The following is an 18,575-nucleotide window of genomic DNA, read 5'->3' as shown; positions in this document are numbered from 1 at the left end:
CTCGGGGGGCGCCCACCCTCGGGCGTCACGCCGGTCTCCTGCCGCGCTTGCGACTGCGGCTCGACGGCCACCGCGAGCGTCGGCCACGGTCCCGCGCCGCAACAGGGCCCGTGGGGGGATCCCCCCCGCTCCCACCGGGCGACAGCTCCCGCGCTTCGCGGCCGAGGAGGGTGTTCGGCCTGGGGTGGACAGACGTGCGGGCTGAGACGGTCGCGGTCCGCGACGGGCCCACTGGGGGTCGTCTCCGCGACGGTGGGCACCCTGGCCAGTCATTGGCGAGTTCACCCGGTCGGCGGTACTCGGGGCGCGGTCACCGGCATGGGCCGTGACGGCACCATTTCGGCCTCAGGCAACGCGAGCGCGAGCAGCGGCCAGGCGGCGTGAACGGCCGTTCAGTCTCATCCGGTACATGAGGTCGCGGCGGAGCATTCGGAATACGCAAAGAGGGGAGGGCCGCCGCGTGGCGCGGGCCGGGGTTCCGTGGTTCGGTCACTGCGGACGACGTCCCTGCCCCATGACGAACGCGACGAGGAACCCGGCGAGGCCGGCCCACACCACGCCCTCGACGCCCGCTTGTCGCCAGCCCGGCAGGACGAGGGCGAGAGCGGCGAATGTCCCTGCCAAGATCGCGCGACTGTCTCTGATGTGCATCCACTGCCGTCGGCCGCTTCCGGGCTCCCTGATCTCGGCGAGGGCGCTTCTGACGACCAGAGCCGCGATCACCATCGCCGCGACGAGGAGAGTCGCTCCCACATCAGCCCCCGATGCCAGTAAGCAGGGTCACCGGCAAGCCTATGCCCGCGACCCCGCCCACGGCTCGCCGGGCGGCGAGCATTCGTCAACTTGACCTGGCCCTGAAGGGCCAGGCTTGGAGGTAGTGCCCAGCTGGCTGCTGGGTTGGCTCCTCCGTTCAGACACCCCGTTATGGGGTGGCAGGGACGCGTGACTCACGCCCCGCAGTCCACACGGTTACGCCCTTGTGGGCGATGTTGTGGGACGCGTTGTCGTCCGCGTGCACAAGGAACCCGCAGGCCCGGCACGCGAACGTTGCTTGATCGACCCGGTTCTTCCGGTCGATGTGGCCGCACTCGGAGCACTGCTGGCTGGTGTACGCCGGATCGACGTACACCAGCGGCACCCCGGCCCGGCGCGCCTTGTACTCAAGGAACGTGCCGAGCTGGTGGAAACTCCACGAGTGCAGGGAAGTCCGCTGGTCCTTGCGCAGCCGTACCCGGCTGCGGATGCCCGTGAGGTCTTCCAGTGCGATACCGGAGCCGGTGCGTTCAGCGGTGGTGACGATCGCCTTCGAGACGATGTGGTTGATGTTGGCGGTGTGCCGGGCTTCCTTGCGTGAGCGCTTCTTGAGGAGGCGCTCGGCGGACTTGGTGCCCTTGGCCTGGAGCTTGCGGCGGAGTTCGAGCTGGCGGGCCCTGTGCCGGTTCAGACCCCGGCCGGCCGCCCGGTAGCCGGTCGAGGCGGTGGCGATGTTGACGATCCCAAGGTCGACTCCGACGAACCCGGCCGGGTTCTCGTTGACCGACTTCTCCGGAATGTCGCAGACCGCGACCAGGTAGAACAGGCCGTCGCGTTCGATCAGGTCCGACTCGCCCTTGCGGTGCTCGCGCAGCATCTTCAGGGCGTCCGGGGAGCAGGCGAAGCGGATGTTCTTCAGCCGGCCCGCCACCGTCCCGATCGACACCGCCTGGGCGTCGTACTGCCACGACAGGCACCGGTCGTCGAACGGCTGCGCGGCTTCGGGCCGGAACGTGACCGGCTTCGACTCCACCTTGGCCCGACGCTTCGAACCAGGCTTCCCGTAGTTCCCGGTCTTAATGTTGGCCTTGAGGGTGGTGTAGGCGTCGCGGGTCTTCTTGATGACGTGCTGGGCGGCCTGCGCCCCCAGCCCCCGCGCCTTCAACTGCGCGTAGGTGTGCTTGCGCAGCTCGTACTCACGCGGCACGCCCTGCTCGAACGCCACACCGGACACCCAGTTCGCGGCCTCGTTGACCGTGCGCAGGGTGGAGCACAGCGCGGCGGCCCGGTCGGCCTCCGGTATCAGCTTCACCTGCGTCACGAGCTTCATACCGTGATCGCAGCATTGGCCTATGTCACCTCGCTGGGAGCCAAACTCCAACATCCGCAGGGGTAGAACCGTTGTCCACACCCTCCACGCCCACTTGGTCTTCACACCCAAATACCGGCGCGGCCCGTTCACAGACGAGATCCTCACGCGCTGCGAACAAGTCATGCGCGCGGTGTGCACGGACTTCGAGACCGAGCTGGTCGAGTTCAACGGCGAACGCGACCACGTCCACCTGCTCGTGCACTACCCGCCCAAGGCGACGCTGTCCCGGCTGGTCGGCTCCCTCAAGGGAGTGTCCGCACGCCGGCTCCGGCAGGACTTCCCCGACCACCTCCGCACATACCTGTGGGGCGCGCACTTCTGGTCTCCGTCGTACTTCGCGGCGTCGTGTGGCGGAGCGCCACTCAACATCATCAAGGAGTACATCGAGCAGCAGAAACGTCCGAACTAGGCTGCGGGTCAGAGCAGTCCAGAGAAGCGATTCCTCCCGGGCCTGAAGGCCCAGGGTTCCTCGCTAGTGTGTGACCGGAAAGGTTCACCGTGTCGCGACGCCCGGCACGGCACCTCGCCGCGTTGTCGGACCGCGGCGGTACGTCCAGTACGAGCCGCGGTTCCTCCACCTTGCGATGCACCGCACCGGACGCCCCTGCAAACCTTTCCGGCCACAGCACTAGGAGTCGGCCTGGGGGTTCTCAGGCCGGCCCCCGCGGTCTGTGAACGCAGACGTAGAACTACCGCGGGATCTCTGAATCAGGACGTCAGAACAGGGCTGCGAGAAGAGTCGTCACGCCATGTTGGATCGCCTCGACGTCGGTGGCAACGGACGCCGTCGCGTGTACGCCGGGTGCGATGAAGCCGAGCCACCGCAGGATGCTGTTCCAACGAGGTTCGTCACGGTCGAGCTCCGCCTCGACCCGCTCCGCAGCCTCAACAAGCTCCGCTCCGTCCTCGTACTGATCCTCGTTCTTGCGGAGCTCGCCGACCAGCAGGTTTGCCGCTCTGCGGAGCTCCGCAACTGCGGCCGCATACTCGGGTGGAACCTGAGAGCCGGTCGCCGTGGACTGACCTACGGCGACCGTGCTCTGCTCGATCCGCACGTCCCGACCCGCCTGAATGCCGCTGACGCGGCTTACGCCGTGATCCGACATGTCATTACCCCGATTTCGCGGGCTGAGGAATTCCGCCCCGTCCGGCGCCACTGCCGGACCCGACCTTGACACTGGAACGGGTGACAGAGATGTCGCGCCCTGCGAACAGACCGGAGTTGTAGATGGTGGTCTGCCTCTGGATCAGTTCGCTGGAATCTATGTTGTGACCCTCCAGGAACTGCACCAGAGCGTCCAGCACCCGGTGCTCGACGGTCTTGGCGTACAGCTCTCGGTCGAGCATCTGGAAGTAGCGGTAGTAGAGCTGGCTGCTCGCTGCCTCCCTGACACTGAACTCAGCACCGTAATTGAAGGAGTTTAGGCGGATCCGACGCGCCTGGCGCCGTTGTTCACTCTGCTGGGAGAACTGTGCGGCAAAATCTCCGAGCAAAGAGAGCGGAGCAATGAGCAGCTGGAGCGGGGCGCGTAGGGCAGCCAGGCCCAAGAGCGAGAACCACTGACGAAGGGTTGGGGAGTTCAGTCGCACGTCAACGGCCCTGTACTTTTCGTTCACGGGCGTGAGGAGGCAACTGTTGCCCTCGACGAACGCTATCTCGTTGTGGGGCTGCAGTGCGCATCTCAAGAACAACGTGCTGACCAGCTCGCCGCCCCAGCCGGTGACACGGATCGCCAGATAGGGCCGTGCACGGGCCGTGCCCTCTTCGCGCAGCTCACGCAAGAGAGTCTTCGAGACATGAGCCGCGGGTGGCCCGGCCGGGTTTCGTAGCACTTCGGCACGAGTTCGATTGTCGATTCCGTACAGCAAGTCCCCGCCATTTATCAGAAGCACCTCGGCAATTTCCATTTCGGGTAGCCGGAGAGCGGCGAGGCGGGCCGATATGTGTTCGTTGAGGTCGTGGATGGTGAACGGGACAATCTGCTTGCCTGTCTCGGGTCGTGCGGTGTTCAACGCGAACGACCAACTGCTATAGGTGCCACCGTGTCCGACGAAGGGGTCGAAGCCCGAGGAAATCATCACGTTGCCGCGGTCTCGGAGTTCAATCGCTTCGATCCGTTGGGCGTCCTTTCTGTTCCGAGGCCGCGGAGCATTTCTGGGGTTGAAATTTTCCCGCTTCAGCTGTCGAGATATCACCCTGTAGTGGGTGTCGAACATTTCGACAGCCACAATGATCCAAGCGATGAAATAGCCCAGGAGCAGGGACACTCCGTAGGCGGACGGCAGAACGGCATACCTGGATGATTGGTACACCAGCACGCCCAACACAATGAGCAGGACAACCAGGAGGAGCGAGAGCGCGATGTCCCGACGCCGCTGCCGACGGTGCGCAGCCACGGCGTGCCTTAGAACACAGGCGAGGTCCAGGCCGGGCGAGGAGGCTGCAGCGCGGCGAGGTTGGTGTAGGACCAGCGAAACGGCTTCGCGGGCGAGTGCGCTGTCGGTGTGCATCGCCGCGCACAGGTACCGGGTCACGTCGTAGGCGTACCAGGACGACGCTCCCGCCGTATGTGACGGAGGAACAGATGGACCACTACCGTCAGGTCCCTGGGCGTGCGGGTCGATGGAGGGATTCATGATTACTGCCCCAGCGATCTAAAACGACTGGATCCTCGGCGGCGACGACCTGGCGCGGTGCGATGGTCGTGGACCGCGGGGTCGACCTGAACTCCTGGGTAGTCCAAAATTTGACGACGGAGCCAGGCGAGGTTCTCTACATTTCCCAGAGGTCGTTCATTTTACTCCGGTCCACAGAGACCGGCATTCTTTGGCCATGAGGGAAGCCGCTGCGGGATTCTGAATATGTTGAATTTTCCATGACGCGTATCAATCTTCCCGTGTCTTCGACCGATGGCAGCCGGTCAGAGCGCGGTGGGGTCGTCCGTCCGGGTGCGGAGTCGGCCGGCTGCTTGTAGCTAGTGCGCTGACCGCATAGGTTCGCCAGGTTGTTCAGGCCGCAGCGGCGAGGGGGCGTCCGCCCCAGCGGATGCCTCTCTCGCTGCGGATGCGGGCGCGTTCCTTGCGCTCGGCGGCCAGGACGTCGCGGTGGCGGGCGTTGGCGTTGCGCCACCGCAGGTAGGCGTGCAGGGCCCGGGTCTGGACGGTGTGGTTCGGGTGATTCGAATTGGCGATGGTGAACTGCCTCAGCGGTCCGAAGTGGGCTTCGATCGGGTTCACCCAGGAGGCGTAGGTCGGGGTGAAGCACAGCTCGACCTTGTTCCTCATCGCCCAGCGGCGGATGTCGGTGCCCTTGTGGGCGGACAGGTTGTCCAGGATCACGTAGATCGGTGCTCCGTCGGGCCGGGCAGCGCGGATCGACTTCAGCGCGGCCAGCGTGTTCGCGGCACCCTTCCTGCGGCGGTTGACACCCCACACGCGGTCGTCGCCGACCGAGTAGCAGCCGTGGAAATAGCGGACCCCGTGGGTGCGGTGGTAGGTGGCGGGCAGCCGGTCGGGATGCCCCTGGCCGGCCCAGCCCGAGCCCGCGGTGGGCCGGATCCCGAGCGGGCTGAACTCATCGAAGGCGAAAACCCGGTCCGGGAAGCGGTCCAGGACCTCCTCGATCCGGTCCAGCTTCGCCTCGCGGTCTGGGTCAGGTGAGTCTTTCCACGTCTTGGTGCGCTGGAAGGTGACGCCGCGGCGGGCGAGGAGGCGGCGTAATGCCTCGCGGCCTATGCGGTGGTCCGGCCGTGGACTTTGCGCAGGTAGGCGGCGAGTTTGCGTAGTGACCAGCGGGTGAAGGGCTGGCCAAGCTTGGTCGGGCGGGTGGTGGCCGTCCGAATGACGAAGTCCTCGTCGTCAGTGTTGAGTAGGCGGGGACGGCCTCCCGCCCATCGCGGGTCCAGGCAGGTCAGGCCGATCTCGTTGAACTGGTGGATCACGTCCCGGACGGTGTCCTCGTCGGCATGCACCAGCTGGGCGATCACCGGCACCCGGTTCCCGCCGGCCGAGGCCAGCAGCATCATCGCCCGCCGGTAGCGCACCGAACTCGTACTACCCCGGCGCACGATCTGCTCCAGCTTCTGCCCCTCCTGGTCGGCCAGTCTGCGCACACGGACAGGCTCAGCCACCGCACCTCCAGCGGTCGGATCGGGCATCACCTCACATCCAACCGCCACGACCGCCAACCCGGCGAACCCATGCGGTCAGCACTAGATCTTGCTGAAAGTGTGGGCCCCACCAGTAGACCGGCGCCTCGGCCGCCGGCTCCCGGGCTCGGGGCGACCGAGCCACGCCGCGTGTGGTGCGCTCGCACCCGTGGGTGCCATGCGTCGACCGAGCCCAGCTCGCAGGCGTCGGGCGTACCTCGGGACACCGAAGGCCGCGCAAGTTCGAGGACACGGTCCCCGGAGGGTGACGCGCCGCGGGTCGCGAGGAGGCGGGCGGACACGGTCCCGTTGGGGTGGGGTTCCCCAGGGCACCGCCGTTGTTCTCACCTCGGCTTCCGAGGAAGCCCGGCACGATTGTGTCGCCGCTTGCAGTGGGCTTGCACGCACCGCGAGCCGTCCGCCAAGCCAACGCCAAGTGGTGGCAGGCACCTTGGGGCGTCCGTTGCCCGCATGTGATCACTGGAGCCAGAGCGTGACACCCAGCAGTTCCTCCGTACGCCCCCGCAGCCACGCATGGGTGGTGGTCCACCGTGCCCCCGGCGGCGAGCCAGCCCCGTGGCCCGCCCCCTCCTTGCGTTCCCCTCTGGCCCCGCTCGACGGCGGGACGAGCCGATGACCGTACTCGACCGGGCTCCCCTCGACGTCCTGGACGCCTACCGCACCTGCGAGTTCGCCACCCTGGCCAAGGACGGGACCCCCCTTGCCTGGCCGACGGCTGTGGCGCGGCGCGAGGACGGCACCCTTCTGCTGACCATGTCCCTCGCCTTCTCACAGAAGGCGCTGAACGTGCGCCGCGACGGCCGCGTCGCCCTGCTCTTCTCGGATCCGACGGGCAGCGGAGTCGATCCGGCTCCGCAGCTCTTCGTGGCCGGCCGGGCCGAATGCCCCGATCAGATCATGACCGGGCCGCGCGGGGCGGAGGAGTACCGGCGGACGCTCTTCGAGCGGCAGCCGCACAGCCGCTCGTACCTCTCGGCCCCCATGAGGCCGATGATGTCCTGGTACTACCTGCGGCTGCTCATCACCGTCGAGCCCGAGCAGGTGACGGTACGGCCACCGCTGAGCGCGCTGCAGCAGGGCGCACCAGTGCCCGTGACCAGGACGGACACCGCGGGGCACCCGCTGCCCGGAGCCGCGCAGCTGGGTCGCTTCCCCACGGCGGTGCTGTCGGCACGGGACCCCTCCGGAGCACCGGTGCTCGCCCGTACGGTGCCGACGCCGACCGCGGACGGCTACCTCGTGGAGGTTCCCTCCGACTGCACTCCCGCACCGGGTCCGGCCGCACCTGGTGCACCGTCACGACGAGCTCCTCAACGGCATGTACAACGCGCTCGTCCGCGGGGACCTCCGGCAGACGGATGCCGGCTGGACCCTGGTGGCGTCGACCGTGGTGGAGCCGATGGGCTCGGGGAAGACGCGCGACGCGCTTCGGGTCCTGCGCCGCACCAGGCGCTCCACCGACCGGTACCTGGAGCGCCGGGGTCTGCGTCGACCGAAGGTGCAGTGGGATCGATTCCGGGAGCTGGCGGCCGAGGCGGAGCTTCGGGGGCGCAGGTGAGGGCGCCGGACCCCTCCGGGGGCCGGGGGCGGCCCGCCGTGCGCGTGCTGGTCGTCCGGTGTATCGGCGCGCTGGGGGTCATCGGCCGTCGGGTCGCCCGTGACCACACCCCGGATCCCAGCGGCGCGGCCCGTATGCGGCACGTGATGCGCTCCCCTCATCACTGAACCGGCGGGCCGGGAGCGGGCGGTAGTGGTGGAGGTGTCGTGGTCGCCGGGCCCCGGCAGTGGGCCGCGACGTCTGCCCGGCCCGCTCCCTCTCGTCGGCGGCCCAGACCCACCAGCGCACTGACCGAACGCGCAACCACGCACGGTACCGACGATGCGCGTGTCCGACCCGCAGGACGACATCCCCCGCCTGCTGGTGTCGCCAAGGGCTGTCGGGTTCGGATGTGCCGTCTGTCGGAGCCACGATTCATACGATGCCAGGCGGCTCGCGAGAGTGCCCCGAAACTTCCGCCGACCAGCAGGCATTCGTGGCGCTACCACCGTCATGCGTATGCTGCGTTGAGTACATCCTGGGGCTTGCCGCGGCCAGGTGTGCGGCGGCTCCCACACGTCGCGAGTAGCCGACCTGGTCCCGTCCGGCCGGCCACCCGAAGTCCTCTGACCGGCTGGAGTCAGGGGGCACGGAGACATCGAATGGCAGGGCCGTATCCTGAGGCAGGCGACGCAGGTAGTGCCGACGCGTCGCAGCCGTCCGTCGCATCCACGCCGAGTACTGGGTATCCGGCAGAAGATCGGGAGTTGAGAGTGATCAGTCTGGCCGCACTGGGGGGAGTGGCCCTGGTCGAATTGGGCATGGCTCTGACCCCGGGCCCGAACATGATCCACCTCGCCTCCCGCGCGATCACGCAAGGCCGCAGAGCGGGTCTGGTCAGCCTGAGTGGAACCGCGGTGGGATTCGTGTTCTACCTGCTGGCCGCCGCCGCAGGCCTGTCCGTGTTGTTCGCCGCCGTGCCGCTGGCCTTCATGGTGGTCAAGCTCGCCGGGGCCGCGTACCTGGCCTACCTGGCGTGGAACATGCTCAAGCCCGGTGGTCGCTCACCCTTCGCCCCGGCTCAGGACCTGCCTCCCGTCTCCGACGCCCGCCTGTTCTCGATGGGGCTCGTGACCAACCTGCTCAACCCCAAGATCGCTCTCATGTACGCCGCTCTTCTTCCCCAGTTCATGGAACCCCAGGCGGGTCCGTCCTGGGCACAACTGCTGCAGCTCGGTGGTGTGCAGATCATCGTGGGACTCTCCGTGAATGCACTGGTCATGCTGGGCGCAGCACGGATGTCGGGGTTCCTCGCTGCCCGGCCTCGCGTGATGGCCGCTCAGCGGTTCGCGGCAGGCGGCTTGCTCGGTGTTTTCGCACTGCGCACAGCCTTGTCCCGTACGCCTGTCTCGGCCTGAGCCTCTTGTCGGATGGCGCTCCACTGGCAGCGGAGTCTTTCCTGCTCGGGACCCCTCTTGTCCCCCTGCCCGGATCATGCGGCCTTCGCCGCTGCCGTGGTGTAGCGGGCACACGCACCACGCCCAGGGCTGTGATGAGGCGACGAACGCCAGGAGCGGGATGATCGCCGCAGCATCTCTCACGGATCGGGCACCCAGTTTCGCGGCTCGGCGGCGTCATGCCACATGTCGCGATCGAGGCGCGGAACTGAACAACACCTACCACCCCTACGACCCGAACGTCGCGAAGCAGTCGACCCAAGAATTCATGGGGCAGGTGGCCTTCCAGCACGGGAACTCCACTTGCCTGGGCCTCCTCGGCGCGCCTGACGTGCAGTCGGGTCCGGTGGTGACCCTCGTCACCTCCGTCGGTGCGGCCGGCGCCCCCATCGAGATCATCGGCAGCGGGTTCGATCAGGGTGTCGTGGTCGACTTCGGCACGGTGCCGAGCACCAGGAACTACGTCATGCGCGACGACGTGACGATCGGCTGGGCGCCCGAGGGCGTCGGCGTGGTCGACATCCGGGTCACCAGCAGTCTTGGCACCTCCCCGGCCGTTCCGAGTGGCCAGTTCGCCTACGGTGGGTCCGCCGCCGTCCTGGTCACCGGCATCAGCCCGGACAGCGGCCGGGCCGACGACCAAGTCCAGTTCAGCGGCATCTACTTCGGTCACGACTCCCAGGTCTACTTCGGCGACAACCTCGCCGAGCCCGTCGAGTACGGCACCGAGCAGCTGATCGTGACGGCACCGAAGCCGACCATCGCCGTCGGCAAGTCCGCGACGGTCAGCATCACCGCCCTCTCGAACGGCTGGTCGTCGCCCACGAGTCCGGCGGACGAGTTCACCTACCTGGAGCGGCACCAGCCTTGACCCGGATCGCGCCGCCCGAGCCCCCTCCCGGGCGACGGGCATGGACGACCAGCGGGAACGCCTCATCCGACGGCGAGGATGCGACGTTCGCCCCACCTCGCCTACTGCCGACCACCACTGCGACCGGCACGGCGGACGATCGACCAGTCGACCTCGCCGATTGCGTCCGACCGCTGCTGCACGTGGGCCGGGGGCCGGTGCCGGGTCCCGTCCGCGGCCCTGGGCGGAACCCGTTCACAGACCGTCTTCCAAGATCCATGACGTTCAGGCAGATCCTGCCATGCAGCCTTCCGCGGACAGCTTCCACGGGATCCCGTTGAGGACCTGTCCTGTCCGTCCAGGAGCGGCCGGTCCGGGTCCGTACGTCACGTCGCGGGCCGCCGGTAGTGGACGCGGATCTCCGGGTAGAGCAATGATCTGTCCTTGATGAGGAACTCGTTGGTCCCCGTCGCACCCAACCGGGTCGGATGCTTCTTGAGGCCGGGGCTCACCACGGAGGTGCGGCCGTCCTTCATCACCTTGTGATCCTCGGCCCGCCTGTTGTGCCCCAGGTGCGCGAAGTCGGGTGAACCTATGAGGCCGCGCATCAGCATCAGCTGCCGGGGCGGGTGCGTCGCGTCCGTGCACTGGGGGTCCTCGCACTGGGGACAGGCGAAGTACGTCTGCGCCTTGGAGGCGTTGTCGGCGACATAGACGCCCTGACCCAGCACACCGTACTGGGGCTTGGCCGCGGTGCCCTTGTTCCGGCCCTTCTCCGGCGCGGGCCCGCCCTCGTCGATCAGGTCCATGATGCCGGTGCCGGTGCCGTGCCAGACGAACGCCTCCCCGGCGTCCTGGGGCACGGCCGGCGGCAACCGGTCGGGGCGCTGGTAGCCGGGCTGGATCGAGGTCGACGCCACACCGCCGAGGTCGGGCCGGCTCCCGGTGGACCACGGGATCCGCTCGCTGCGGTCCTTCCCCGAGGCCTCCAGTCCCTGCTTGTCGTGCGAGATCAGCGACTGGTGGTACAGCTGTCGGTTGGTCGTGTACTTCTCCCAAAGCGTGGGGTTGGCGCAGACGACGATCTCCACGATGTCCATGAGGGCGCTGCTGGGCGGAGGCGGACCGCCGGGCTTGCCCTCCTGGAGCCGGCGGGTGTGGGACGCGCGCTGCTCGTCGGTGATCGCCGGGTCGGCGAGTCGCTTCCGGGACTCTGCCATCCGGGTCGCCTCGCCCTTCGGCGCAGTGACGGGTGCGCGTTCCTGGGAGAGCCGGGCGTAGCTCTCGATCGCGTTCCACATACGGTGACCGCGGGGCAGGGCGGCCGTGTGGAAGCCCCGCCCGCTGTCAGTCCACTGAAGGTCGTTCCAGTAGTCCGGGATCTCCCTGCCGAGCGCGGCGTTGAGGTCCGGAGGCAGCCCGACCTGCGGCTGAGCCGGAGCCGGAGCCGGAGCCGGGGCTGGGGCCTGGGCGTTGCCGGGCGCCCGCTGGACGTGCTCGGTCGGTGCCTCGGCAGCGCGCTGGACGCCGCCGCCGCCGGCGGCGGGGGCGCCGGGCAGCGTCAGGTCGGGAGTCTGTCCCCGCGCCATCCGCCGGCCGTTCTCGGCGGCCTGTACCTCGAAGGGGTCGCCGGGGCTGGAGACCTGCGTCCCGGTCCCGTCGTCGGTGCCGGCCACCTTGCCCATGGCCTGCTGCCAGACGTGTCCGGCTTCGTGGAACATGGTCTCGTCGTCGAGGTTCGACCGGCCGCTGACGATGTGTGAGCCGGTGGTGTACGCCACGGCTCCGTGGTCGGCTGCCGAGCGCTGCGCGACAGGACCGTCATGGAGACGGACGTGACCGAACGTCATGGGGTATGCCTGTTCCATGCGTTCAACGATGCGCGCGGGCAGTGGCTTGCCGGGGGTGGCGATCGCATCGCCCGGCGACACCCGTCGCTGCACGGGCGTCTCCCCGTGGCGGCATTCCGGACCGTGCTCGTGCAGGTCGGATTCCGCTCGGCGCTGCAGTGAGGTGTCCGCGTGTCCGCACCCGGGACCGTGCTGGTGTCGGGTTTCCTCGACCGCGCGCGAGACGGCCGCGTTTCCGGCCAGCCGCTGGAGTGAGAGGACACCGGCCGCCCACCCGGGCACCTGCGACGGCCGGGTTTGCTGCCCCGCGGGTCCGTTGCCGCGGTTCTGCTCCTTGCCGTTGTCCTGCGCGCGCACGAGTGCTCCCCTCGACGGTGGATCCACGTCAGTACGGCACTCTCCTCCGGTACATCCGGACCGGGCAGGGCCACGGGGGCACCTTCGGGGGCAGACGGACCGGCTGTATGGCCATGAGGGCGGTGGGAACTGCCATCGGGCGCGCGAAGGCCCCGCCGACGCGATCATCGGCACGCACGACTCGCAGGCTGAGCGCCGTTCCCCTTCGAGGCTGCTGAAGAGCGTGGAGACTCGCCGGCCGTCGCGGAGCAGCACTGTGCGGCGCAGGCATCCCCCCTGCGTCAATCCGGTCTCGGAAGGCACCCGGGACGAGCGGGTGGTGGACGACGAGATCGGCGAGGCGCTGGTGCTGCTGTGGGGCAGCTCGGCGGTGCACACCTGGAACGCCCGTCGGGGCGCGGTGCTGTCCTGGACCGGCTGATGCTCCGAGCGCGGCCACGACGGGCCGAGCGTGCCGGTGTGGGCGAAGGGGTTGGCGATGCCAGACTCGGATGCCCCGGTGCGCTCGAAGATGGCGATCGACCGGCTGATCGCCCGCCGCGACGTCCCCTGCGGGAGAAGGCGCTGTGGCGGATGCTCTACGAGACGTGCGTCCACTCGGAGGAGGCTTTGGACGTCGACATCGAGGACCTGGACCTGGCCGGCCGCCGCTGCCCGGTGAAGGCCGAGGGCGCACAGCCCAAGGTGCGCCGCCGCGGCGTCACCCGCGCCGACTTCGTGCTGGAGACGGTGTTCTGGGACGCTGGTGCCGCCCGGTTCCTGCCCGGTCTGCTCAAGGGCCGCACGCGCGGGCCGGTCTTCGTCACCCACCGCCGCCCCGGTCCCGGCAAGGTACTCTCCGCCCGGGACGTCTGCCCCGACACTGGCCTGGCCCGCTGGTCCTACGGCCAGGCCCGCGCGCTGCTCGACCAGTACACCGCGCTGGCCCGGCCGGGCACCGGCTGGGGCCTGTACGAGTGGCGGGACTCTTCACCGACCACGCGCGGCGCTGAGCGGGGCGTGAGGTTCGGGCGCGGCCCTCGGGCGTGCCGACCGGGGTTCTCTGGCGACGGAGGCCGGCCGGCACAGCCGCCGATTCAGTCCTGGAGGGAGGCGAGCCAGGCGGTCAGCAGGCGGTTGACCTCCTCGGGACGCTCCTGCTGGATCCAGTGCCCGCAGCCGTCCAGGATGTGGGTGGAGGCCAGGGCGGGGAGGGTGACGGGGTAGGCGTCGATCGCGTCGGCCATCCAGGTCGTGGAGGCGTCCAGGGCGCCGCCGATGAACAGGGACGGCTGCTTGATCGGGGCTCCGCCATACCGGGCGAGGTCCTCCCAGTCGCGGTCCATGTTGCGGTAGCGGTTGAGGGCCCCGGTCATGCCGGTGCGCTCGAACTCCCCGGCGTACACGTCGAGGTCGTCCTCGGTCAGCCAGGCGGGCAGCTTGCCGCCGGGGAAGCGGTCGCGCAGTCGGCCGCCGGTGCGGGCCACGAAGTGCGGGTCGGGCTCGCCCTGGGCGGGCATGGTGTCGGCGGACATGGCCGCGTAGAAGCCCGCGAGCCAGCCCCGGAGGTCGGGCTCCATCTCCGCTTCGGCCCGGCCGGGCTCCTGGAAGTACGAGACGTAGAACTCCTCGTCGCCGCCCATCTGCGCGAAGACGTCGGTGGGGCGGGGGCCGCCGGGTGGCGCGTAGGGGACGCTCAGGAGTCCGACGGCGCGGAAGACCTCGGGGTGGAGCAGGGCGGAAGCCGCCGCGATGCCGGAGCCCCAGTCGTGCCCGACGACCACCGCCCTTTCCTCGCCCAGGGCGCGCACCAGGGCGACGTTGTCCTCCACCAGGTCGAGCATCCGGTAGGCATCCGTCGCGGCCGGCTTGGAGGAGCGGCCGTAGCCGCGCACATCGAGCGCCACGGCCCGGTACCCCGCCGCCGCGAGGGCCGGGAGTTGGCGACGCCAGGAGTACCAGGACTCGGGGAAGCCGTGGACGAGCAGGACGAGCGGTCCGGTGCCCTGCTCGACCAGGTGCAGGCGCCCAGCGGGTGCCTCGATGGTGCGGTGGCGCAGGTCGGCGGACGGCGCGGGCTGGTGCATCGCTTCTCCTCGGTTCACGGGCGGTCGCGGTTACCCACCGATCATGCGGCGCGGCGGCCGCGCGACGCGAGCACTCTTGCCATCCTGGCAAACTGGCAGGACAGGGCGGTGGAGGCGGCACGGCCGGAGGGGGCGGGGCGACGGTGACGGACGACGGCATGGCCGACAAGCTGGCGGCCATGGGCCCCCGGCTGCGGGCCGCGCGCGAGCAGCACGGCGCCACGCTCACCGGTGTCAGCCGCGCGACCGGCATCTCGCTGAGCACGCTGTCGCGGATCGAGACCGGCCGGCGCAAGCCCACCCTGGAGGTGCTGCTGCAGCTCGCGAAGGCGTACGACGTCTCCCTGGACGAGCTGGCCGGCACCGCACCCGCCGCGGCGGCCGGACCGCGCGCCCAGGTGCCGCAGCGTTCCGGCAGCGACAAGGCGGTGCTGCCGCTGACCCGGTACGTCGGGGGCCTGCACGCCCACAAGCACGTCCTGCCCGCCCTCGACGCGCCGCCGGCGCGGCCGCAGCAGGTCTCCCATGACGGGTACGAATGGCTGTGCGTCCTGTACGGGCGGCTGTGGCTGGCGCTCGGCGAGCAGGACCTCGTGCTGAGCGCCGGCGACGTGGCCGAGTTCGACACCCGCACCGCCCACGGAGTCGCGAACGCCAGCCCCGGTGGACCGGTCGAATACCTGATCATGTTCGGGCCGCAGGGGGAGCGCCTGCGATCGCGCACCCCAGCCCCCGACCGATGGCCCCGGTAGTGCGGAGCGCAGCATCCGGGCCCCCGCGACGTTGCCTGCGGCTTCACGCTTCGGCGGGCGTCCGGATCACGCGGTGGTCGCAGGCCGCCGGGCAGGTCAGGGAGCTGGAGCATGTTGGTGCGGTGCCGCACGAACGGGGAGGGGCGAGCCACGTCCCCGTCACGGACGTCGAAACCGTCCATCCACAGCTGCTTCACCGCAGCGTCCACGTACGCGTGTTGAACAGCCGGAGAGCGTTGAGCACCAGCCCCAGCACCCCGATCTGGTCCTCCATGCCGTCCACTAGCGCGGGTAGAGCTGCCCGTGGCGGCTGCGAAAGACAAATGCGTTAAGCGAGCGGGTTGCCGAGACCGGGTCGACAACGCTCCTTACTTTGACATCGTGTTCGGGCGGGCGCCCGATGCTCGGCTACGACTTCTCGCCGCGTCTCCGGGGTCTGGCCGACCAGAGGTTCCGGCGGGCCGGGCTTCCCGGGAGGCGGGCGGCGACTGCGGGGTGCAGGGCTCCTCGCAGCGGCGTTCCGGAATCGGCTGCGGCCTCCTTGGACGCCTGGATATGGCGGCCCACAGTCAAGATCAGGCCGGCGAACTCGAAGAGCTCTGTGGTCTGCTTCTCATCCACCTCACCAGCGATGGACGGTGTTCGTCCGGTCAGCCGAGCGATGCGCTCGCCGCACGCAGTTCGTCCAGGGCCGCCAGGGTGTAGCCGGCGAGCTCGTCATCGGCGCCACGGTCGTCCTCGGCCCATTTGGCGTACCCCCGTTTGAAAGCGAGGACGCCCAGCTCGCCCGCGAGAGCCGCAGTCGGATCGGGTACGCCGCGGGACACAAGAGCGGTTGTCATCGCGGCTGCGAGACTGACGGTCTTGAGGGTGTCACGCTCTTGAAGCTCGGCGCTGGCGGCGACGGCCGCCTTCAGGCGGGGCGCGAGCTCGCGACTTCCGGGGCCCATCGCGGTCGCGGCGCGCCCGAGTCCGGCGGCGACTGCCTCAAGCGGGCTGGCGTCGTCGGGCGCGTCGGCGATCCCTTCGGCCAGCAGCCGGCTCAGCGTCTCCTGCCCGGCGACCAGCAGCTCGCGCTTGTCGGGGAAGTGCCGGAAGAAGGTGCTCTTGGTGACCCCGGCGCGCTCGGCGATCTGCGCGACCGTCGTGGCGTCGTACCCCTGCTCCGTGAACAGGTCGACCGCAGCCACGACGAGGCGTTCACGTGCACCTGGTTCCCATCGACCCATGGGTTCAGTATATGTGATGGGACTCTTGTCCCGTCACCCTGCTAGAGTGATGGGACAAGAGTCCCATCACATCCGGGAGGGTTTCCATGCGCGTCTTCGTCACCGGTGGCACCGGTCTGATCGGTTCCGCCGTCATCGCCGAACTCCTCGGCACAGGCCACACCGTCCTCGCGCTCGCCCGCTCCGACGCCTCCGCACGGGCCGCCGAGGCAGCCGGCGCCGAGCCGCTGCGGGGAGGCCTCGCCGATCTGGACGTCCTGCGCTCCGGCGCCGCCCAGGCCGACGGGGTGATCCACCTGGCCTTCGGCAACGACTTCAGCAGCCCCGAGGCCCTCGCCCGGAACGTCGCCGAGGAGACCGCCGCCCTCACCACCCTCGGCGAGGAGCTCGTCGGCAGCAACCGTCCCCTGGTCGCCGTCTCGGGTACGCCCTGGATAGCGGGCCGTGCCTCCACCGAGGCCGACCCGGTGCCGACCGACGGGCCGGTCGGCGGCCGCAGTCGTACGGTCACAGCGGTCCTGGGCCTGGCTTCGCGCGGGGTCCGGAGCACGTCCGTACGTTTGCCGCGCACGGTTCACAACGAGGGCACGGGCGGGTTTGCCGGTCTGCTGACCAACATCGCACGCCAGAGCAGGATCTCCGGCTACCCCGGCGACGGCACACAGCGCTGGCCCGCCGTCCACGCGCTCGACGCGGCCGTCCTCTTCCGGCTGGCCCTGGAGCAGGCGGAGGCCGGTACCGCCTGGCACGCCGTGGCCGACGAAGGGGACCAGGTACGGGACATCGCGGCCGTCATCGGCCGACGGCTGGGCCTGCCGGTCGAGTCGGTGCCGGAGGAGGCCTACGGCGTGCTCGGCCCGATCTTCAAGGCCGACCAGCCCTCGTCCAGCACCCGCACCCGGCAGGCGCTCGGCTGGGAGCCGAAGCACCCCGGCCTTCTGGAGGACCTGGAGAACATCCGGCCCTGATCGGCGACCGACGCTCGGTCCGCCACCCGCGTGGCTGCGACACGTCTCGCACCACCCGTGCCAATGCGGCAATTCATGTCCACAACTAGCAGGAGGTTCCCTCATGGTGTCAGTTGTCTTCGGCGCTCGCGGTAACGTCGGTCGTCACGTGGCCGATGGTCTGCTGGTCGCCGGTGAGCAGGTCAGAGCAGTCATCAGGACCCCAGCCGCGGGCTTGGCGCCTGGGTGCGAAGCAGTCGTCGCGGACCTGGAGCGTCCCGAGACGCTGCCCGCAGCATTCGACGGTGCCGACAAGGTGTTCCTGTACGGAATGCTCAACCCCCAGAAGCCCTACGACATCGAGAAGGTCGCTGCGGCGGCCGCAGCTGCGGGGATCCGGCAGGTGGTTCTGCTCTCGTCGGTGTCGGTCGTCCTGGACCCCGACGCCGACCACCCGGTCGCCCGCCTGAACCGCTCGATCGAGCAGGCCGTCCAACGGTCCGGCATGGACTGGACGTTCCTCAGGCCGGGGACATTCGCGACCAACACCCGCACCTGGTGGGCCGAATCTATCCGCACCGACAACGTCGTCCGCCTTCCCTACCCACTCGCACAGTCGGCACCGGTGCACGAGAAGGACATCGCGGCGCTGGCGGTGACCGCCCTGACCGAACCGGGCCACTCGCACCAGGCCTACACCATCTACGGGGCCGAGTCCCTGACCCTGCAACGCCAGGTCGAGCACATTGGCGAGGCCATCGGACGTCATGTCCGGGTGGAACACATCTCGGAGGAGCAGGCTCGCGCGGAAGTCGCCAGAACCATGCATCCGGTCGTGGCCGAAGCGATCGTGAGCCAGTGGGCCGCCGCCGACGGCGTTGTGGCCATGACCTCCGTCATCGCAGAAAAGACCACCGGCGCTCCGGCACACACCTACGCCCAGTGGGCCGTCGACCACGCCGACGACTTCCGCTGAGCTGAGCTTGTCGTGCTGACCAGCTGTACGGGCCCGGTCTGCTCGGCACTCTGGTTTCCCCCACCCTGGCCACGGTGGTAGGGCTTCCGGACACTGGACCCTCCGGACTGCAACGGCAGCCAGGCGCCAGCGCCGGGTGGTCAACGGGCCGGGGGAGTGGCGGGGGGGGGGGGGGGGGGCGCCCCCCCCCCCCCCGCGCCCCCCCCCGCCCCCCCCCCCCCCCGCGGCCGGGGGGCCAAACACGACCCGGGCGCGCGAGA

General features: G+C 69.4%; 14 protein-coding genes and 4 pseudogenes. 9 read left to right on the top strand and 9 right to left on the bottom strand.

Features of this window, described 5'->3' with window-relative positions; translation table 11 throughout:
- Window positions 1-489: 489 nt before the first annotated feature.
- Window positions 490-753 carry a hypothetical protein gene (locus ACFXA3_RS10840; RefSeq protein ID WP_385184874.1) on the bottom strand — a complete coding sequence of 88 codons (264 nt, stop codon included), beginning with the start codon at window positions 751-753 and terminating at the stop codon, window positions 490-492.
- A 169-nt stretch (window positions 754-922) separates the two neighbouring features.
- Window positions 923-2,083: an RNA-guided endonuclease InsQ/TnpB family protein gene (locus ACFXA3_RS10835; protein ID WP_385184871.1), complete on the bottom strand. Its 1,161-nt coding sequence runs from the start codon at window positions 2,081-2,083 to the stop codon at window positions 923-925.
- A gap of 22 nt (window positions 2,084-2,105) precedes the next feature.
- Between ACFXA3_RS10835 and tnpA the strand changes: the two genes are divergently transcribed.
- Window positions 2,106-2,534, top strand: coding sequence for an IS200/IS605 family transposase (tnpA, locus tag ACFXA3_RS10830; protein ID WP_385184868.1), 429 nt, complete (start codon window positions 2,106-2,108; stop codon window positions 2,532-2,534).
- A 307-nt stretch (window positions 2,535-2,841) separates the two neighbouring features.
- Here the strand turns inward: tnpA and ACFXA3_RS10825 are convergent, their stop codons facing one another.
- The 3 genes and pseudogenes from ACFXA3_RS10825 to ACFXA3_RS10815 form a co-directional block, all read right to left on the bottom strand.
- Window positions 2,842-3,231 carry a hypothetical protein gene (locus ACFXA3_RS10825; protein WP_385184866.1) on the bottom strand — a complete coding sequence of 130 codons (390 nt, stop codon included), beginning with the start codon at window positions 3,229-3,231 and terminating at the stop codon, window positions 2,842-2,844.
- Window positions 3,232-3,235: 4 nt separating this feature from the next.
- A complete protein-coding gene (locus tag ACFXA3_RS10820) occupies window positions 3,236-4,660 on the bottom strand; it encodes a hypothetical protein (protein ID WP_385184863.1) in 1,425 nt (474 codons plus the stop codon).
- Between the two features lie 474 nt (window positions 4,661-5,134).
- A pseudogene (locus ACFXA3_RS10815) lies at window positions 5,135-6,255 on the bottom strand (IS630 family transposase).
- A 552-nt stretch (window positions 6,256-6,807) separates the two neighbouring features.
- Between ACFXA3_RS10815 and ACFXA3_RS10810 the strand changes: the two are divergent.
- The 4 genes and pseudogenes from ACFXA3_RS10810 to ACFXA3_RS10795 all read left to right on the top strand — a co-directional run.
- Window positions 6,808-7,116, top strand: a pseudogene (locus ACFXA3_RS10810) (pyridoxamine 5'-phosphate oxidase family protein); the annotation flags it as partial.
- 466 nt (window positions 7,117-7,582) lie between these two features.
- Window positions 7,583-7,852, top strand: a complete 270-nt coding sequence (locus ACFXA3_RS10805) for a hypothetical protein (RefSeq protein WP_385184881.1) — start codon at window positions 7,583-7,585, stop codon at window positions 7,850-7,852.
- Window positions 7,853-8,604: 752 nt separating this feature from the next.
- On the top strand, window positions 8,605-9,249 hold the full coding sequence (locus ACFXA3_RS10800) for a LysE family translocator (RefSeq protein WP_385184860.1): 645 nt from the start codon (window positions 8,605-8,607) through the stop codon (window positions 9,247-9,249).
- A gap of 307 nt (window positions 9,250-9,556) precedes the next feature.
- Window positions 9,557-10,159 (top strand): IPT/TIG domain-containing protein, encoded by a 603-nt coding sequence (locus ACFXA3_RS10795; protein WP_385184859.1) that lies wholly within the window; start codon window positions 9,557-9,559, stop codon window positions 10,157-10,159.
- Between the two features lie 365 nt (window positions 10,160-10,524).
- Here ACFXA3_RS10795 and ACFXA3_RS10790 read toward each other — a convergent pair whose 3' ends face one another.
- On the bottom strand, window positions 10,525-12,270 hold the full coding sequence (locus tag ACFXA3_RS10790) for a DUF4157 domain-containing protein (protein ID WP_385184877.1): 1,746 nt from the start codon (window positions 12,268-12,270) through the stop codon (window positions 10,525-10,527).
- 391 nt (window positions 12,271-12,661) lie between these two features.
- Between ACFXA3_RS10790 and ACFXA3_RS10785 the strand changes: the two are divergent.
- Window positions 12,662-13,338 (top strand): annotated as a pseudogene (locus ACFXA3_RS10785) (site-specific integrase); the annotation flags it as partial.
- Between the two features lie 83 nt (window positions 13,339-13,421).
- Here the strand turns inward: ACFXA3_RS10785 and ACFXA3_RS10780 are convergent.
- Window positions 13,422-14,411: an alpha/beta fold hydrolase gene (locus tag ACFXA3_RS10780; protein WP_385184856.1), complete on the bottom strand. Its 990-nt coding sequence runs from the start codon at window positions 14,409-14,411 to the stop codon at window positions 13,422-13,424.
- Between the two features lie 158 nt (window positions 14,412-14,569).
- Here ACFXA3_RS10780 and ACFXA3_RS10775 point away from each other — a divergent pair, with 158 nt between their 5' ends.
- On the top strand, window positions 14,570-15,163 hold the full coding sequence (locus ACFXA3_RS10775) for a helix-turn-helix domain-containing protein (RefSeq protein ID WP_385184853.1): 594 nt from the start codon (window positions 14,570-14,572) through the stop codon (window positions 15,161-15,163).
- A 56-nt stretch (window positions 15,164-15,219) separates the two neighbouring features.
- On the opposite strand, the pseudogene ACFXA3_RS10770 reads toward ACFXA3_RS10775, so the two are convergent.
- Window positions 15,220-15,484: pseudogene (locus ACFXA3_RS10770) on the bottom strand (Tn3 family transposase); the annotation flags it as partial.
- 329 nt (window positions 15,485-15,813) lie between these two features.
- On the bottom strand, window positions 15,814-16,392 hold the full coding sequence (locus tag ACFXA3_RS10765) for a TetR/AcrR family transcriptional regulator (RefSeq protein ID WP_385184850.1): 579 nt from the start codon (window positions 16,390-16,392) through the stop codon (window positions 15,814-15,816).
- A gap of 86 nt (window positions 16,393-16,478) precedes the next feature.
- Here ACFXA3_RS10765 and ACFXA3_RS10760 point away from each other — a divergent pair, with 86 nt between their 5' ends.
- Both ACFXA3_RS10760 and ACFXA3_RS10755 read left to right on the top strand, forming a co-directional pair.
- Window positions 16,479-17,360: an SDR family oxidoreductase gene (locus ACFXA3_RS10760; protein ID WP_385184848.1), complete on the top strand. Its 882-nt coding sequence runs from the start codon at window positions 16,479-16,481 to the stop codon at window positions 17,358-17,360.
- 103 nt (window positions 17,361-17,463) lie between these two features.
- Window positions 17,464-18,315, top strand: coding sequence for an SDR family oxidoreductase (locus ACFXA3_RS10755; protein WP_385184845.1), 852 nt, complete (start codon window positions 17,464-17,466; stop codon window positions 18,313-18,315).
- Window positions 18,316-18,575 lie beyond the last annotated feature (260 nt).

This window comes from Streptomyces sp. NPDC059456 (genome assembly GCF_042750055.1).
GTDB lineage: Bacteria > Actinomycetota > Actinomycetes > Streptomycetales > Streptomycetaceae > Streptomyces.
Note: the sequence above shows the minus strand (reverse complement) of the source record. Positions and strands in the feature narration are given on the sequence as shown.

Excerpts from the sequence above, each read along its gene's own strand:
- ACFXA3_RS10835 (WP_385184871.1), bottom strand. The coding sequence starts at position 2,083 with ATGAAGCTCGTGACGCAGGTGAAGCTGATACCGGAGGCCGACCGGGCC.
- tnpA (WP_385184868.1), top strand. The coding sequence starts at position 2,106 with ATGTCACCTCGCTGGGAGCCAAACTCCAACATCCGCAGGGGTAGAACC.
- ACFXA3_RS10825 (WP_385184866.1), bottom strand. The coding sequence starts at position 3,231 with ATGTCGGATCACGGCGTAAGCCGCGTCAGCGGCATTCAGGCGGGTCGG.
- ACFXA3_RS10795 (WP_385184859.1), top strand. The coding sequence starts at position 9,557 with ATGGGGCAGGTGGCCTTCCAGCACGGGAACTCCACTTGCCTGGGCCTC.
- ACFXA3_RS10780 (WP_385184856.1), bottom strand. The coding sequence starts at position 14,411 with ATGCACCAGCCCGCGCCGTCCGCCGACCTGCGCCACCGCACCATCGAG.
- ACFXA3_RS10775 (WP_385184853.1), top strand. The coding sequence starts at position 14,570 with ATGGCCGACAAGCTGGCGGCCATGGGCCCCCGGCTGCGGGCCGCGCGC.
- ACFXA3_RS10765 (WP_385184850.1), bottom strand. The coding sequence starts at position 16,392 with ATGGGTCGATGGGAACCAGGTGCACGTGAACGCCTCGTCGTGGCTGCG.
- ACFXA3_RS10760 (WP_385184848.1), top strand. The coding sequence starts at position 16,479 with ATGCGCGTCTTCGTCACCGGTGGCACCGGTCTGATCGGTTCCGCCGTC.
- ACFXA3_RS10755 (WP_385184845.1), top strand. The coding sequence starts at position 17,464 with ATGGTGTCAGTTGTCTTCGGCGCTCGCGGTAACGTCGGTCGTCACGTG.